The following is a 14,998-nucleotide window of genomic DNA, read 5'->3' on the forward strand; positions in this document are numbered from 1 at the left end:
CGTCCGCTCAGGCCGAGCGGGCGGCGTCCTCGGCCGTCACCGGGTGCGCGAAGGGCAACCCGGCGGCGTAGCGGGCGAGTTCGTCGGCCGCGGCGGCGGCCATCCGGTGCAGTTCGCCGCCCAGCGAGCCGGCCACGTGCGGGGTGAGCACGACGTTCGGCAGGTCGTAGAGCGGGGAGTCCGCGGGCAGCACCTCGGGCTCGGTGACGTCCAGCACGGCGTCGATCCGGCCGGTGACCAGCTCGGCGACCAGGGCGTCCTGGTCGATCAGCGAGCCGCGCGAGGTGTTGACCAGCGTGGCGCCGTCCCGCATCAGGCCGAGCCGGCGGCCGTCGATCAGGCAGCGGGTGGCCGGGAGTTCGGGCGCGTGCACGCTCACCACGTCGGCGGCGGCGCAGAGTTCGTCCAGGGAGACGGACCGGGCGCCGAGCCCGGCCGCCTCGGCGGCGTCCACGTACGGGTCGTGCAGCAGCAGGTCCAGGTCGTGCGGGCGCAGCAGGTCGAGCACCCGGCGGCCGATCCGGGAGGCGCCGACGATGCCCACGGTGCGGCGGTAGTTGCCGGCCGAGGCGTAGGCGTCCTGCCAGTCGTGCGGGGCGCGGCGGGCACGGTAGTCCTCGCGGATGCGCAGCAGCTGCTTGTTGGCGAGCAGCACGGCCGCCACCGTGTACTCCGCGACCGGCAGGGCGTTGGCCCAGGCGGCCGAGCTGACCTGCAGGCCGCGCCGCCAGCAGGCTTCGGTGACGTGGTGCTTGACCGATCCGGCGGCGTGGATGACGGCGCGCAGCGCGGGGGCGGCGTCGAGGACGGCGTCGTCCAGCGGCGGGCAGCCCCAGCTGGTCACGACGACCTCGGCCTCGCGGAGCGCGGCGGCCGCGGCGGGGGTGCCGAAGTCGTGGACGACCAGGGCCGGGTCGAGGTCGGCGAGGTCGGTGAGGCGGTCCAGGGTGCCGCGGTCGATCAGCCGCTCGGCGAGGCCGGGCTGCATGGCCAGCAGGGCGCGCGGGCGGCGGGCGGCGGCGCGGGGCGGACCGGGGGCCGGGACGGGCAGCGTGGTCGGGTGGGACACGGGGAGCTCCGGGGAGTGTGCGGAACGGGCGCGGGCGGAGGTCACTTGACGCTTCCGGCGGTGAGACCGGCCTTCCAGTGCCGCTGCAGGCCGACGAAGGCGGCCACCAGGGGCAGCACGGCGAACAGCGAACCGGTGATGACCAGCGGGTAGTACTCGGGGAAGGCGTGGGTCTGGGTGTTCCAGTTGTAGAGGCCGAGGCTGACCGGGAACAGACGGTTGTCGGACAGCATCACCAGCGGCAGGAAGAAGTTGTTCCAGATCGCGGTGAACTGGAACAGGAACACCGTGACCAGGCCGGGCATCACCATCCGCAGGCCGATCGAGCGGAAGGTGCGCAGCTCCCCGGCGCCGTCGATGCGGGCGGCCTCCAGCACCTCGCCGGGCAGGTAGCCGGCGCAGAACACCCGGGCGAGGTAGACGCCGAACGGGTTGACCAGGGACGGCAGGAAGACCGCCCAGAAGGTGTTGACCACGCCGACCTCGGAGGCCAGCAGGTACATCGGCAGGGCGAGCGCGGTGGTCGGTACGAGCACGCCGAGCAGGACGAGGCCGAACACCTTCTCCTTGCCGGGGAAGTCGTGGACGTGGAAGGCGTACCCGGCCGCGACGCAGACCAGGGCGCAGAGCGAGGCGCCGATCCCGGCGTAGAGCAGGGAGTTGAGGTACCAGCGGAAGTAGATGCCGTCACCGGTGGTGGCGAGGTCGTGCAGGTTGGCGCCCAGGTGCCAGGTGGCCGGCGACAGGGTGCGGCCGCCGAGCAGGTCGCCGGTGTTCTTGGCGGCCGCGGTGAGCAGCCAGCCGAGCGGCAGCAGGGTGTAGGCGGTGGCGAGGACCAGGGCCGCGTTGACGCCGGCCCTCGAGAGCGAGCGGGGGCGGCGCGGGCGGTCCCCGGCGGATCGGGCGGGGCGGCGGGTGCGGGCCCGGCCGGGGGCGAGGGTGGTCACGCGGTGTCCTCCGATCGGCGTCCGCCGCGGCCCCGGGTGAGGCGGGTGACGAGGTACGAGAGCGCGGCCGCGGCGAGGGCGAGCAGCACGGACGAGGCGGCGGCCAGGCCGTAGTCGCCCCGTTCGAACGCGGCGGAGTAGGCGTACATGTTGGGCGTCCAGGTGGAGACCACGCCCGGGGAGACGCCGTGCAGGATGACCGGCTCGGTGAACAGCTGGAGCGAGCCGATCACGGTGAACAGGCCGACCATCGCGAGCGAGGGCCGGATCAGCGGGATCTTGACGGCGACCGCGGTGCGCAGTGCTCCGGCGCCGTCGACCACGGCGGCCTCCAGGACCTCGCGCGGGATGGCCTGCAGCGCGGCGTAGAAGATCACCATGTTGTAGCCCGTCCACTCCCACAGCGCGATGTTGACCACCGCGGGCAGGGGGTGGGCCATCGGATCGGCGGACCAGCCCGCGGAGTCGAGCGCGTCCACGACCGGGCTGATGCCGGGGGTGTACAGGTACATCCAGATCAGCGCGGCGATGATGGCGGGCACCGCGTGCGGCAGGAAGAGCGCCAGCTGGAAGAAGCGGCGGGCGCGGGCGAGGGCGGAGTCCAGCAGCAGCGCGAGCAGCAGGGACAGGCCGACCATCAGCGGGATGTAGAGCAGGCAGTACTCGGCGGTGGTGACGAAGCCGGCCCGGAAGGCGGCGTCGCCGAGCGCGCGGGTGTAGTTGCCCAGGCCGGTGAAGACGGTCTCGCTGCCGCCGAAGCCGAGGCCCGAGCGGTGCTCGGTGAACAGGCTGAGGTAGCCGGCGTAGCCGATCGGCACGAGGGTGCAGGCGGTGAAGAGCAGCAGAAACGGGGCGAGCAGGACGGCCGGGGCCCCGTACCGCCCGCGCCGCCGCCGGGGGCGGCGGGGCGGGCGGCGCTGCGGTCCGCGGCCGGGGCGCCCTGGGCGGGCGCGGCCGCGGTGCGGGTGGCCGGGCCCGGGTCTGCGGCGCTGCGGGTGGCGGGGCTCATCAGCCGGCGACCTTGAGGCCGCGGTTCTTCAGCTCGGCCAGGGTGGACTGCTGGGCGGCGTCGACGGCCTGGGCGAGGGTGCCGGACTTGGCGGCGAGCTTGCCGAAGGAGTCCTTGAGCGCGGTGTTGGTGGCCCCCATGACCGGGCCCCAGGCCCAGTCGGGCCGGATGGAGCCGGCCGCGGCGACGTAGACGCCGTAGATGTCCTGGCCGCCGTAGAAGGCGGTGTCGAAGGCCTTCTCGGCGACCGGGACGAGCGCCGGGTCTGCCGGGTAGGCGGAGGAGGTGCCGGAGGCGATCCGGGCCTTGATGCCCTCGGGGGTGGTGGTGGCCCAGGTGGCGAACTCGACGGCGGCCTCGGCCTTCCTGCTGTCCTTGGAGACGGCGAAGGTGGTGCCGCCGAGCATGCCGCTGGCGGGGCTGCCGTCCCAGCTGGGCATCGGGGCGACGGCCCACTTGCCGGCGGCGTCCGGGAGGGTGCTCTTGAGCACGCCGCCGCCCCAGGAGGCGCCGAGGTAGCCGGCGGTCTCGCCCTTCTGCAGGGAGGCCGTCCACTGCTGGCTGAAGGAGGTCTGCACCCGCACCAGGTCGTCGTCGATCATCTTCTGCCAGTAGTCGGCGGCCTTCCTGGTCTCGGCGCCCGCCAGGTCGACCTTCCAGCTGTCGCCGGAGGTGGCGAACCAGTGCGCGCCGGACTGCCAGCTCATCGCCTCGAAGGTGCTCGGGTCGTCCGGGAAGAAGGTGGCGATGCGGGTGTTCGGGTCGGCCTGCTTCAGCTTCTGGGCGGCGGTGCGGAAGTCGTCCCAGGTCTTCGGGACGGTGATGCCGGCCTTGTCGAAGAGGTCCTTGCGGTAGTAGAAGGCCTGCGGTGCGGCGTCCAGCGGCAGGGCCCAGGTGGCGCCGCCGAGGGTGGTGAGGTCGACGGCCTGCGGCAGGTACTTGGCCTTGAGGTCGGCGCCGACGAGCTTGCTGATGTCCTTCACGGCGCCCTGGCTGACGAAGTCCGGCAGCTGGGGGTACTCGACGTTGAAGACGTCGGGCGCGTTGCCGGCCTTGACCGCGTTGGAGATCTTGGCGTAGCCGCCGGCGTTGCCGGAGGGGATCTCCTCGTAGCTGACCTGGATGCCCGGGTGGGAGGCGTTGAAGGCGGCGACCACGTCCTTGGTGCCCTTGGCCCAGCCCCAGAAGGTGAGGGAGACGGGCTTGCCGTCGGTGGCGGCCCGGTCGGACGTGGTGCCGGTGCCGCTGCCGCAGGCGGTGAGCAGGGCGGTGGCGAGGGCGGCGGCGCCGAATGCGGAGGCAACGCGAAGGGCGGCTCTGCGACTGCGGGCGGGGGCAGCGGACATGGCTCGGCTCCTGGAGGCGGGGGTCTGCGAGGGATGACCGCCATCCTCGGAGCACATCCGATCGAAGTCAAGACTTTCGGATCGGATGATCTGAAATGATCCGAACCGGATCAGATGATCGAGATGCCTTGACGATCGATCCGCCCCTTCCTAGATTCGAGGCGCCCGCGCACCCACCGCACCGCGCACCCACCGCCCCGCGCACCCCACCCGCCGCACCGTCCGCCGCCCGGAGGAGCCCGCATGTCCGCGATCCCACTGCCCCCGGAGGACCGGGTGCTCAGCCCGTACACCGGCTGGACCCGCGCCCACTGGGAGGCCGCCGCCGACGCCCTGCTCGCCGCCGTCGAACCGCACGCCGGCCCCGGCCACGCCCTGATCAACCTGCCCGGCCCCCGGCCGAGCTGGTCCGGCCACCGGTCGGACGGTCTGGAGGGCTACGCCCGTACGTTCCTGCTCGCCGCCCTCCGGGTGGCCGGGGCGGGCGGCGCCGACCCGCACGGACTGCTGGAGCGGTACGCGGCCGGCCTGACCGCCGGCACCCGCCGCCCCACCACCGAACGGGACCTCGCCGACGGCGACCCGTACGGCTGGCCGGTGATCACCGACCGCGGCCAGGCCATGGTCGAGGCCGCCTCCGTCGCCCTCGGCCTGCGCCTGACCCGCCGCTGGCTCTGGGACAGGCTGGACGACGGGGAGCGGGAACGCGCCGCGGCCTGGCTCGCCGAGGCGCTGCGCCGCACACCCGTGGCGAACAACTGGTGGCTCTTCCCGCTCACCGTCGGCGGCTTCCTCGCCGAGGTCGGCATCGAGACCGGGGCCGCCCGCGCCGCGATCGACCGCGGCCTGGCCGCCGTCGAACCCTGGTACCGCGGCGGCGGCTGGTACACCGACGGACGGCCGCGCGCCTTCGACCACTACAACGGCTGGGCGTTCCACCTCTACCCGCTGCTCCACGCCCACCTCGCCGGCGACCGCGACACCACCGACCGGCTCGGCCGCCGGCTCGCCGAGCACCTCGACGGCTCCGGCCGGCTCTTCGGCGCCGACGGCGCCCCGATCCACCAGGGCCGTTCGCTCACCTACCGCTTCGCCGCCGCCGCGCCGCTGTGGGCCGGCACCCTCACCGGGCACACCCCGCTGGCCCCGGGCACCACCCGGCGGCTGGCCTCCGGCGCCCTGCGGTACTTCCTGGACCGCGGCGCGGCCGGCCCCGACGGGCTGCTCGGTCTCGGCTGGTTCGGTCCGCACGCCCCGGGGTGCAGCCGTACTCCGGCCCGGCCTCGCCGTACTGGGCGAGCAAGGGCTTCCTCGGGCTGCTGCTGCCACCGGACCACCCGGTGTGGACCGCCCGCGAAGAGCCCGGGCCGTCCGAGCGCGCCGACGCCCTCGTCGCGCTGCCCGGGCCCGGCTGGCTGATCCAGTCCACCGCCGCGGACGGCATCGTCCGGCTGCACAACCACGGCAGCGACGACCAGCCCGCCGACGAGACCATCGCCGACGACCCGCTGTACGCCCGGCTCGCGCACTCCACGGCGACCGGCCCGGCCTTCGACGCCCCGCCGGACAACCACTTCGGGCTGGTCGTCGGGGACGAGGTCAGCGAGCGCGGCCGGATCACCCCGCTCGGCACCGGCGAGGGCTGGGCGGCGTCCAGTCACCGCCCGCGGCTGGGCGGCACCGAACTGCCCGGCACCACCGTGACCTCGGTGGTGCTGGCCGCCGGGGCCGAGGAGGTGCACGCCCATCTCGTGACCGGGGCCGCCCCGGGCACCGCCGTCCGGCAGGCGGGCTGGGCGGTGGCCGGCGAGCAGGCCGGCACCGGCGGCGACGACCTGCGGGCCGCGGCCACCGCCACCGGCGCCGACGGGCTGCCACTGGCGGCGGTCCTGCAGCGCGTCCACGGCTTCGGGGCCGCGACCGCGACGCCGCTGCCCGGGGGCACCGCCTTCGGCCCGGCCGCCGCCGTGCCGGTGCTGACGGGCCGGACGGACGGCCCGGCCGCCCTGTTCGTCGCCGCCTCCCGGCTCACCCGGGGACCGGCCCCGGCCCCCTTCCGGGCCGTGCACGTCACCACGGAGCGGACCCCCGACGGCTCCCTCGTCCGGGTGTGCTGGCCCGACGGCACCGAGCACGAGGCCCGGCTCGGACCGGGCACGGCCGAGGTGACCGTGCGACGGGAGGGCTGAGAGACGTGCGGCTCGCCCTCTCCACGCTCGGGCTGCCCGGCCGGCCGCTCGGCGAGGCCTTGCGCCTGGCCGCCGACCACGGTTGGCAGGGGGTGGAGCTGCGCTGCGCCCCCGGCGAGAGTGTCCACCCCGCTCTGACCGCCACCGAACGGCGCCGGGCCGCCGCCGAGTTGACGGCGCACGAAATCACCCCGCTGGCCCTCGCCTCGTACGTGGGCGTCGCCCGGCCGGGCGAGGACGCCGCCGTCGCGGCCGAGCTCGCCCACCACCTGCGGCTGGCGGCCGACCTCGGCGCGCACTGGCTGCGGGTCTTCCCGCAGGGCGGCGCGGGCGCCGAGGGCGCGGAGGCGGACGGCCGGGCGGTGCGGCGGCTGGCCTCGGCGGCCGGCCTCGCCGAGGCGCTGGGCGTGCGGATCGCGCTGGAGACCCACGACTCGCATCGCTCCGGGCGGGCCGTCGGCCGGGTGCTGACCGCGGTCGGCCACCGGTCGGTCGGCGCGATCTGGGACGTCCTGCACACCTGGCTGGCCGGCGAGAGCCCGGCCGCGACGCGCGACGCGCTGGCGGCCCACCCCGGCTATCTGCAGGTCAAGGACGTCGCGGGCGCCGACGACCTGACGCCGCTGCCGCTCGGCGCGGGCGTGCTGCCGCTGGCCGACTGCCTGGCCGGGCTGCCCGGCGACGGCTGGGTCTCCTGGGAGTACGAGGCGCCCTGGCACCCGGCGGCGGCGCCGCTGCCCCCGCTGCTCGGACCGGGCGCGCGCCACCTGCGGTGCCTGGCCTGACCTGCGGCGCCCGGCCCGACCTGCGGCAGCGCAGGTCGGGCCGGGCCGCCGGTCAGCCGCCGGTGCCGGTGCCGGTGCCGCCGCAGGAGGTGCGCACCTTCAGCGAGGGCAGCAGCTCCAGGTGGTGCACGGGCAGCGAACCGCCGCCGCCGATCCGGCGCAGCAGCAGCTCCAGCGCGGCCGCGCCGACCGCGCGCTTGGGCGGGGCCACGGCGGTCAGCGGCGGTGCGGCCAGCGCCGCGAACACGTCGTCGTAGCTGATCAGCGCCAGGTCGTCGGGGACTTTCAGGCCGTGCGCGCGCAGCAGCGGCGGCAGCTGGATGGCGTCCTGGTCGTTGTGCACGAGGACGGCCCGGACGCCGCCGGCCACGGCGCCGGCGATCGCGGCGGCCACCTCCTCCGCGTCCAGCCCGGGCCGGCGGATGTCGACGACCGGCTGCGGCTCCAGGCCGAGCATCCGCATGCCTTCGGCGTAGCCGAGCCGGACGCGGTGCGCCGTCCAGGTGTCGTCGCGGGCGGCGAGCAGCACCGAGCGGTGGCCGAGCGAGGCGAGGTGGCGCAGCGCCAGCAGGACCCCGTGCCGGTGGTCGGAGCCGACCGAGTCCAGCTCCGCGGCGGCGCTGTCGGGGGCGGCGCGGCGCTCCACCAGGACGGCGGGGACGGCCAGTTCGCGCAGCCAGTCGCCGTCCCCGACCCGCCCGTCCGGCCGCCAGTTCGGGGTGAGCAGCAGGCCGTCGACCGCCGACTCCAGCAGACGCTGCACCTGGGCGCGGTCGTCGGCCGAGTCGTACGGGGCGATGCCCAGCACCAGGCGGGCACCGACCGCGGCGGCGGCCGACCGGGCGCCGGTGATCACCTCGTCGAAGTACGAGCCGACCGTGGGCACCAGCATGCCGATCACCTGGTCGCGGCCCTGCGGCCGGGCGAAGGCGCCGCTGTCGGGCAGGGAGACGGCCCCGTGCGAGCGGTGCAGCAGGCCGGCGTCGGCGAGGGCCGCGACGTCGCGGCGGACGGTGACCGCGGACAGGCCGATGCGGCCCGCGAGATCGACGACGCGGACGGTGCCGAGGTCGCGGACGACCTCCAGGATCCGTGCCCGGCGTTCCTCGGCCGTGATGGTCATGGGCTGCTCCTCCCGTTCGCGGGGTGCTCCGCATTGCTGATCAATTTGTATCATTCGATCGAAGTCCGATCGAAGAGTCCGAGTGTATTGACTCGATCAGATGACCGACCCTACGGTGAGGCCGCGCCGCCGCGGGGCCCTCGTCGCCCCGCCCCGCCCCGGCACCCCCACCCTCTCCCCCACTCCTGCTCCGGGAGACCCTCATGCTCCTGCGCGCCCTCCGCGATGGAGCGGCACCGGCCGCCCTGGCCGCCGCCTGCCTGCTCCTGCCCACCGCCGGTCCGGCCGCCGCCGCCGCCGCCGGCACCACCGTGTACGTCGACTGCTCCGCCGCGGTGAACGGTACCGGCACCCTCACCAGCCCCCTCGACTCCCTCGCCGCCGCGAACGCCCTGGTGCTCGGGCCCGGCGACCGACTGCTCCTCAAGCGCGGCACCACCTGCACCGGCACCCTCGCCCCGCACGGCTCCGGCAGCCCCGGCAACCCGGTCGTGCTGGCCCCGTACGGCCCCGGGACGGCGCGGCCCGTGGTCGCGGGCGACCCGAGCGGCCCGGAGAACGCCGCCGTGCACCTCCTGAACGTCGAACAGTGGGAGATCCACGGACTGGAGATCACCTTCCCGGACACCGCCGCCACCCGCAAGGAGCGCAACGGCCTGCTGGTGGAGATCGCCGACCTGCCGGACGGTGTCGGCAGCCACTACCTGGTGGACGACGTCTACGTGCACGACGTGGACGGCGACAGCACGAAGTGGAGCAACGGCATCCAGTTCCGGGTGTCCGGCACCACCGCACCCACCTCGTTCGACGACGTCGTGGTGCAGAACTCGCGGATCGCCTCGGTGGACCGCGAAGGCCTGACCACCCGCTCCACCTGGATGTGCCGGCCGGCCTACGGCTCCGGCGACGGCTGCGGCAGCACCGTCAACTGGCGTCCCAGCACCCGTGTCGTCTTCCGCGGCAACACCGTCAGCGACACCGGCGGCGACGGGATCGTGGTGCGCGCCGCCGACCACGCGCTCGTCGAGCACAACACCGCGTACGACATCGCGATGCGGCCGATGGGCTCCAACGCGGGCATCTGGACGATCGACTCCGACGCCACCACCGTGCAGTACAACGAGGTCCACCGGGTCAGGCGGCTCTCCGACAGCAACGACGGGATGGCCTTCGACTCGGACTTCGGCAACAACGGCTCGCTGTTCCAGTACAACTACAGCCACGACAACGACGGCGGCTTCATGTTGTTCTGCGGGGCCTGCGGGGCGGGCTCCAGCAGCACCGGCACCGTGGTGCGCTACAACCTGAGCGTCGGCGACCGGTCGCGGTGGCTGTTCGCGGTCGGCGAGAAGAACGCCCGGATGGACAACAACACCGTCTACCTGCCGGCCGGCTCCACCGCACCGATCATCCAGCAGGGCAGCGGCAGTTCGGTCACCGCGATGAACGGCAACCTGTTCGACAACCTGGGCACCGGCGGGTACGGCGGCTTCGGCGGCAACAGCTACCGGCCCGGCGACTTCACCTGGACGGCCAACGTGTTCTTCGGCAACCACCCGGCGAACGAACCGGCCGACCCGCAGAAGACCACCGCGGACCCGCTGCTGGCCGACCCCGGCGGCGCCACCCCGCAGGACTACCGGCTCGGCGCCGCCTCCCCGCCCGCGCCGCCGGGGTCGCGGTGCCGGGCGACGGCGGGCAGGACTACTTCGGTGCGGCCGTCCCCGCGGTCTGCCGGCCGGACGCCGGCTTCCACCAGGCGACGGCCTTCGCCGATGCCGACTGCACCCCGGGCGACCCGGTGCGCAACGGCGGCTTCGAGACCGGCACGCTCGCCCCCTGGACGTTCTACGGCGGCGCCGCCACGGACGGGGCCGCCGCCCACGACGGCGGCTGGGCCGTCCGGGTCGGACCGGCCCGGGCCGCCGCCGAACAGGTCGTCACCGTCCGGCCCGGCACCACCTACACGCTGGCGGGTTGGGGCCGGGTGTCGGCCGCCGGCACCGAACTCTCGCTCGGCGCCAAGCAGTACGACACGGCCGGCTCCACCACCCGGGCCGCGTTCACCGCCACCGCGTACGCGCGCGGCAGCACCGACTTCACCACCGGCCCGGCCGCCACGAGCGTACGGATCTACTGCTACGCCCGCAGCGGCAGCGGATACGGCTGGTGCGACGACGTGACGCTCACCGCGCACTGAGCCGCGGCCACCGTCACATCGGGTCGACGGTGCGCAGCCCGTCCTCCAGCTCCAGCCAGCGCGTGATGCCGATCGAGCGCAGGAACGGCAGGTCGTGGCTGGCCACCACGAGCGCCCCCGGTAGCCGGCCAGGGCCTGGGTGAGCTGGCGGACACTGGCCAGGTCCAGGTTGTTGGTCGGCTCGTCGAGCAGCAGCAGCTGCGGCGGCGGGTCGGCCAGCAGCAGGGCCGCCAGTGTGGCGCGGAACCGCTCGCCGCCCGACAGGGTGCCGGCCGGCCGGTCGGCCCGCTCGCCGCGGAACAGGAAGCGGGCCAGCCGGGCCCGGATCGCGTTGTCGCCCGCCGCCGGCGCGAACCGGCGGACATTGCCGACCACGCTGAGCGTGTCGTCCAGCAGGTCGAGCCGCTGCGGCAGGTGCCGCAGCGGCACGGGCACCGCCACCTCGCCCGCCGCCGGGGCGAGTTCGCCCGCGATCGCGCGCAGCAGGGTGGACTTGCCCGCCCCGTTGCGCCCGACCAGGGCGACCCGCTCCGGACCGCGCAGCTCCAGGTCGGCGGTGCCGTGCGCGAGCGCGCCGTACGACAGCCGCACCCGGTCGAGGACCAGCACGGTGCGCCCGGCGGGTACGGCGGTGCGGGGCAGGTCGATCCTGATCTCCGCGTCGTCGCGGACGGCCTCCTCCGCGGCGGTGAGCCGCTCCTTGGCGTCCGCGAGCCGCTCGGCGTGCATGCCGCGCACCCGGCCGGCCGTCTCCTCGGCCTGCCGCTTGAACGCGCCCGCGAGGATCTTCGGATCGTTGCGGGTGAACGACTTCTTCTTGCCGTAGGCGGCGCTGCGCTCCAGCTTGGTGCGCGCCTCGATCAGGTCGCGCTGCTGGCGCCGGACGTCGGACTCGGCGTTGCGCACCAGGCGCTCGGCCGTCTCCTGCTCGGCGGCCAGTGCCCGCTCGTAGTCCTGGTACGTGCCGCCGTACCAGGTGACGGTGCCGTCCCTGAAGTCGGCGATCTGGTCGACGTGGGAGAGCAGTTCGCGGTCGTGGCTGACCACCACCAGGACGCCGCGCCAGGCGGCGACCGCCTCGTACAGCCGGGCGCGGGCCCGGCGGTCGAGGTTGTTGGTCGGCTCGTCGAGCAGCAGCACGTCCGGGCGGCGCAGCAGCAGCGCCGCGAGGTGCAGCAGGACGCCCTCGCCGCCGGAGAGTTCGCCGGTGGTGCGGTCCAGGCCGAGGTGGCCGAGGCCCAGCCGGTCGAGGGTCTCGGCGGCGCGCTCCTCGACGTCCCAGTCGTCGCCGAGGACGGTGAAGTGCCGCTCGTCGGCGTCGCCCGCCTCGATGGCGTGCAGCGCCTCGCGGGCCGCCCGGATGCCGAGCGCCTCGTCGACCCGGGTGTCCTGCGCCAGGGTGAGGCCCTGCGGCAGGTAGCCGACCTCCCCGGCGATCCGGACGGTGCCGGAGGTGGGGGTCAGCTCGCCGGCCAGCAGGCGCAGCAGGGTGGACTTGCCGGCCCCGTTGAGGCCGATCAGGCCGGTACGGCCGGGGCCGACGGCGAGGTGGAAGCCGTCGAGGACGGCGGCACCGTCGGGCCACTCGAACGAGAGGTCGGTGCAGAGGATCGAGGTGACGGGTTGTGCCATGGGGGCCTCCGGTGGTTGCTGCGATGGGCTGGGGAGCAACACGGGAGACACCGCGGGAGCGGCAGGGACACAGCGGGAACGGCACGGACACCCTGGGGGCCGGCTCTCGTCCGAGGTCGCACGCTCACACACGTTCGGCCGTCGCGGGACGGCGGGAGCGGGGGCGGTGTCTCATGACCTCAGAGGAGCAACGGCCTTCTCCAGACGGGAGGGGTGAACGGGCACGAACCACGGTAGGCGGCGGTCTCGGACGGTGCAAAGGGTTTTCCGCCGGTGGGCCGCAACCGTGCGTGACCGGCCGGGCGTCCCCCTGGTGTGGGCAGGCCTGCAGACGATGCCTGCCCGGCCCCGAACGGGGGACGACATGATTCCCATCGGCAAGCGCACCCTGGCGCTCGGCGCCGTGGCCACCCTCCTCGCCGTCGGCGGGGCGGTCGGCACGGCCCAGGTCGGCCAGGCCGCGTCCGCGACTCCCACCTGCCAGGCCGGCGATCTCTACCTCTCCGTCGGGCAGCCGCAGGGAGCCGCCGGATCCTTCCTCTACCCGGTGGAGTTCACCAACACCTCCACCCACTCCTGCGCGCTGCGCGGCTACCCCGGTGTCTCCGTCCTCACCGTAGGGCACGGCATGATCGGCACCCCGGCCGCGCGCAACGGCGTACCGGTGACCACCGTGGTCCTCGGACCCGACCGCACCGCCACCGCCACCGTCCGCACCAACGATCCCGGCGTCGTGCCGACCTGCCGCGCGACGTCCGCCTATCTCGGCGTCTTCCCGCCGGGCAGCCGCCAGCAGCTGCTCGTCCCGTACCACCTGCGGGTCTGCGGGGCGTTCGACGTCAGCCCCGTGCAGCCCTCGTAGGGACGGGCCCCGCGGCGAGGCGCCGCGGGCCCCCGGTCCGGGCCGGGGGCCGCGGCGGCTCGCCTAGAATCGGGGCATCATGAGCGCCACTCTCGTAGTCAAGGACCTTGCCGCCGGCCACGGCGAGCGCACCCTCTTCGCCGGTCTGGACCTGGTGGTCGCACCGGGTGACGTGATCGGCCTGGTCGGGGTGAACGGGGCAGGCAAGTCCACCCTGCTGCGGCTGATGGCCGGGCTGGACACCCCGGAGGGCGGCTCGCTGCAGCTCAGCCCGCCCACCGCCAACGTCGGCCACCTGCCGCAGGAGCCTGAGCGGCGCCCCGGCGAGTCGGTCCGCGACTTCCTGGCCCGCCGCACCGGTGTGGCGGCGGCCCAGGCCGCGCTGGACGAGGCCACCGAGGGCCTGGTGGAGGGCCGGCCGGGCGCCGACGACGCGTACGCGGTGAACCTGGACCGCTGGCTGGACCTGGGCGGCGCCGACCTGGAGGAGCGGGCCGAGGAGGTGGCCGCCTCGCTCGGCCTCGCGGTCTCGCTCGACCTGCCGATGACCGCGCTCTCGGGCGGCCAGGCGGCCCGCGCGGGCCTGGCCTCGCTGCTGCTGTCGCGCTACGACGTGTTCCTGCTGGACGAGCCGACCAACGACCTCGACCTGGACGGCCTCGACCGGCTGGAGTCCTTCGTCAAGGGGCTGCGCGCCGGCACCGTGCTGATCAGCCACGACCGCGAGTTCCTGGCCCGGACGGTGACCAGGGTGGTGGAGCTGGACCTGCACCAGCAGCAGGTCAACGTGTACGGCGGCGGCTACGAGGCGTACCTGGAGGAGCGGGCGGTGGCCCGGCGGCACGCCCGCGAGCAGTACGACGAGTACGCCGACACCAAGGCGGGCCTTGAGGCCCGTGCACAGATGCAGCGCAACTGGATGGAGCACGGCGTCCGCAACGCCCGCCGCAAGGGCAGCGACAACGACAAGAAGGCCCGCGCGACGCGCGCCGAGTCCACCGAGAAGCAGGCCTCCAAGGCCCGGCAGACGCAGCGGATGATCGAGCGCCTGGACGTGGTGGAGGAGCCGCGCAAGGAGTGGGAACTGCGGATGGAGATCGCGGCGGCGCCGCGCTCCGGCGCGGTGGTGGCGACGCTGCGCGGTGCCGCCGCGCAGCGCGGCGGCTTCGCCTTCGGCCCGGTCGACCTCCAGATCGACTGGGCGGACCGGGTCGCGATCACCGGGGCCAACGGCGCCGGCAAGTCGACGCTGCTGGCGGCGCTCCTCGGCCGGCTCGAACTGTCAGGCGGCAGCGCGGTGCTGGGCTCCGGCGTGGTGGTCGGCGAGGTCGACCAGGCACGCGGCCTGTTCCTGGGGGACGAGCCGCTCGCGGACGCCTTCGCGGCGGCCGTGCCCGCGCTGACCGACGAGGAGGTCCGCACCCTGCTGGCCAAGTTCGGCCTGAAGTCCGTCCATGTGATGCGCCCGGCCGGCACCCTCTCCCCCGGTGAGCGGACGCGCGCCGCGCTCGCCCTGCTGCAGGCCCGCGGCGTGAACCTGCTGGTGCTGGACGAGCCCACCAACCACCTGGACCTCCCCGCGATCGAGCAGCTGGAGTCCGCGCTGGCCTCGTACACCGGGACGCTGCTGCTGGTCACGCACGACCGGCGGATGCTGGAGTCGGTGACGGTCAACCGTCGGCTGGTGGTCGACGGCGGCACGGTCAAGGAGAGTTGACAGGGGCCGAGCGGCGCGCCGCCGGGCCGGAAAGGCGTTGATGGCGCCGATGGCCTGCGGGAATAATCCTTGTCATGAACCACACTGCCGATGTGCCCGACGCCGGTCCGCACCCGGTG

General features: G+C 74.8%; 9 protein-coding genes and 3 pseudogenes. 6 read left to right on the forward strand and 6 right to left on the reverse strand.

Annotated elements, in window-relative coordinates; translation table 11 throughout:
- Positions 1-7: 7 nt before the first annotated feature.
- From ABEB13_RS11150 to ABEB13_RS11165, 4 genes are all read right to left on the reverse strand, one after another.
- Positions 8-988, reverse strand: coding sequence for a hydroxyacid dehydrogenase (locus ABEB13_RS11150; RefSeq protein WP_345709627.1), 981 nt, complete (start codon positions 986-988; stop codon positions 8-10).
- A 122-nt stretch (positions 989-1,110) separates the two neighbouring features.
- The gene (locus ABEB13_RS11155; RefSeq protein WP_380232393.1) at positions 1,111-2,016 is read right to left on the reverse strand and encodes a carbohydrate ABC transporter permease; all 906 of its coding nucleotides are present in this window, start codon (positions 2,014-2,016) and stop codon (positions 1,111-1,113) included.
- Positions 2,013-2,876, reverse strand: a complete 864-nt coding sequence (locus ABEB13_RS11160; protein WP_345709629.1) for a carbohydrate ABC transporter permease — start codon at positions 2,874-2,876, stop codon at positions 2,013-2,015. Before ABEB13_RS11160 ends, ABEB13_RS11155 begins: the two co-directional genes overlap by 4 nt.
- Before the next feature lie 148 nt (positions 2,877-3,024).
- The gene (locus ABEB13_RS11165; protein WP_345705379.1) at positions 3,025-4,371 is read right to left on the reverse strand and encodes an ABC transporter substrate-binding protein; all 1,347 of its coding nucleotides are present in this window, start codon (positions 4,369-4,371) and stop codon (positions 3,025-3,027) included.
- 243 nt (positions 4,372-4,614) lie between these two features.
- On the opposite strand from ABEB13_RS11165, the pseudogene ABEB13_RS11170 reads away from it, so the two are divergent.
- A pseudogene (locus ABEB13_RS11170) lies at positions 4,615-6,560 on the forward strand (DUF2264 domain-containing protein).
- A 5-nt stretch (positions 6,561-6,565) separates the two neighbouring features.
- Positions 6,566-7,345 carry a sugar phosphate isomerase/epimerase family protein gene (locus ABEB13_RS11175; RefSeq protein WP_345705380.1) on the forward strand — a complete coding sequence of 260 codons (780 nt, stop codon included), beginning with the start codon at positions 6,566-6,568 and terminating at the stop codon, positions 7,343-7,345.
- A gap of 52 nt (positions 7,346-7,397) precedes the next feature.
- Here ABEB13_RS11175 and ABEB13_RS11180 read toward each other — a convergent pair whose 3' ends face one another.
- Positions 7,398-8,468: a substrate-binding domain-containing protein gene (locus tag ABEB13_RS11180; RefSeq protein ID WP_345705381.1), complete on the reverse strand. Its 1,071-nt coding sequence runs from the start codon at positions 8,466-8,468 to the stop codon at positions 7,398-7,400.
- Between the two features lie 878 nt (positions 8,469-9,346).
- On the opposite strand from ABEB13_RS11180, the pseudogene ABEB13_RS41105 reads away from it, so the two are divergent.
- Positions 9,347-9,832 (forward strand): annotated as a pseudogene (locus tag ABEB13_RS41105) (right-handed parallel beta-helix repeat-containing protein); the annotation flags it as partial.
- Between the two features lie 437 nt (positions 9,833-10,269).
- Complete coding sequence (locus ABEB13_RS40485; RefSeq protein ID WP_425559962.1) at positions 10,270-10,668, forward strand: carbohydrate binding domain-containing protein; 399 nt, start codon at positions 10,270-10,272, stop codon at positions 10,666-10,668.
- Between the two features lie 13 nt (positions 10,669-10,681).
- On the opposite strand, the pseudogene ABEB13_RS11190 reads toward ABEB13_RS40485, so the two are convergent.
- Positions 10,682-12,300 (reverse strand): annotated as a pseudogene (locus tag ABEB13_RS11190) (ABC-F family ATP-binding cassette domain-containing protein).
- Between the two features lie 364 nt (positions 12,301-12,664).
- Here ABEB13_RS11190 and ABEB13_RS11195 point away from each other — a divergent pair.
- Together ABEB13_RS11195 and ABEB13_RS11200 are read left to right on the forward strand one after the other, a co-directional pair.
- Positions 12,665-13,162, forward strand: coding sequence for a DUF4232 domain-containing protein (locus tag ABEB13_RS11195; protein WP_345705383.1), 498 nt, complete (start codon positions 12,665-12,667; stop codon positions 13,160-13,162).
- A gap of 79 nt (positions 13,163-13,241) precedes the next feature.
- A complete protein-coding gene (locus ABEB13_RS11200) occupies positions 13,242-14,879 on the forward strand; it encodes an ABC-F family ATP-binding cassette domain-containing protein (protein WP_345705384.1) in 1,638 nt (545 codons plus the stop codon).
- Positions 14,880-14,998: the final 119 nt, after the last annotated feature.

Origin of the sequence: Kitasatospora paranensis (assembly GCF_039544005.1) — a bacterium.
In the GTDB taxonomy this organism is placed as follows: domain Bacteria; phylum Actinomycetota; class Actinomycetes; order Streptomycetales; family Streptomycetaceae; genus Kitasatospora; species Kitasatospora paranensis.

Bases quoted from the DNA above. Each gene is read 5' to 3' on its own strand.
- ABEB13_RS11150 (WP_345709627.1), bottom strand. From the start codon at position 988: ATGCAGCCCGGCCTCGCCGAGCGGCTGATCGACCGCGGCACCCTGGAC.
- ABEB13_RS11165 (WP_345705379.1), bottom strand. From the start codon at position 4,371: ATGTCCGCTGCCCCCGCCCGCAGTCGCAGAGCCGCCCTTCGCGTTGCC.
- ABEB13_RS11180 (WP_345705381.1), bottom strand. From the start codon at position 8,468: ATGACCATCACGGCCGAGGAACGCCGGGCACGGATCCTGGAGGTCGTC.
- ABEB13_RS11195 (WP_345705383.1), top strand. From the start codon at position 12,665: ATGATTCCCATCGGCAAGCGCACCCTGGCGCTCGGCGCCGTGGCCACC.
- ABEB13_RS11200 (WP_345705384.1), top strand. From the start codon at position 13,242: ATGAGCGCCACTCTCGTAGTCAAGGACCTTGCCGCCGGCCACGGCGAG.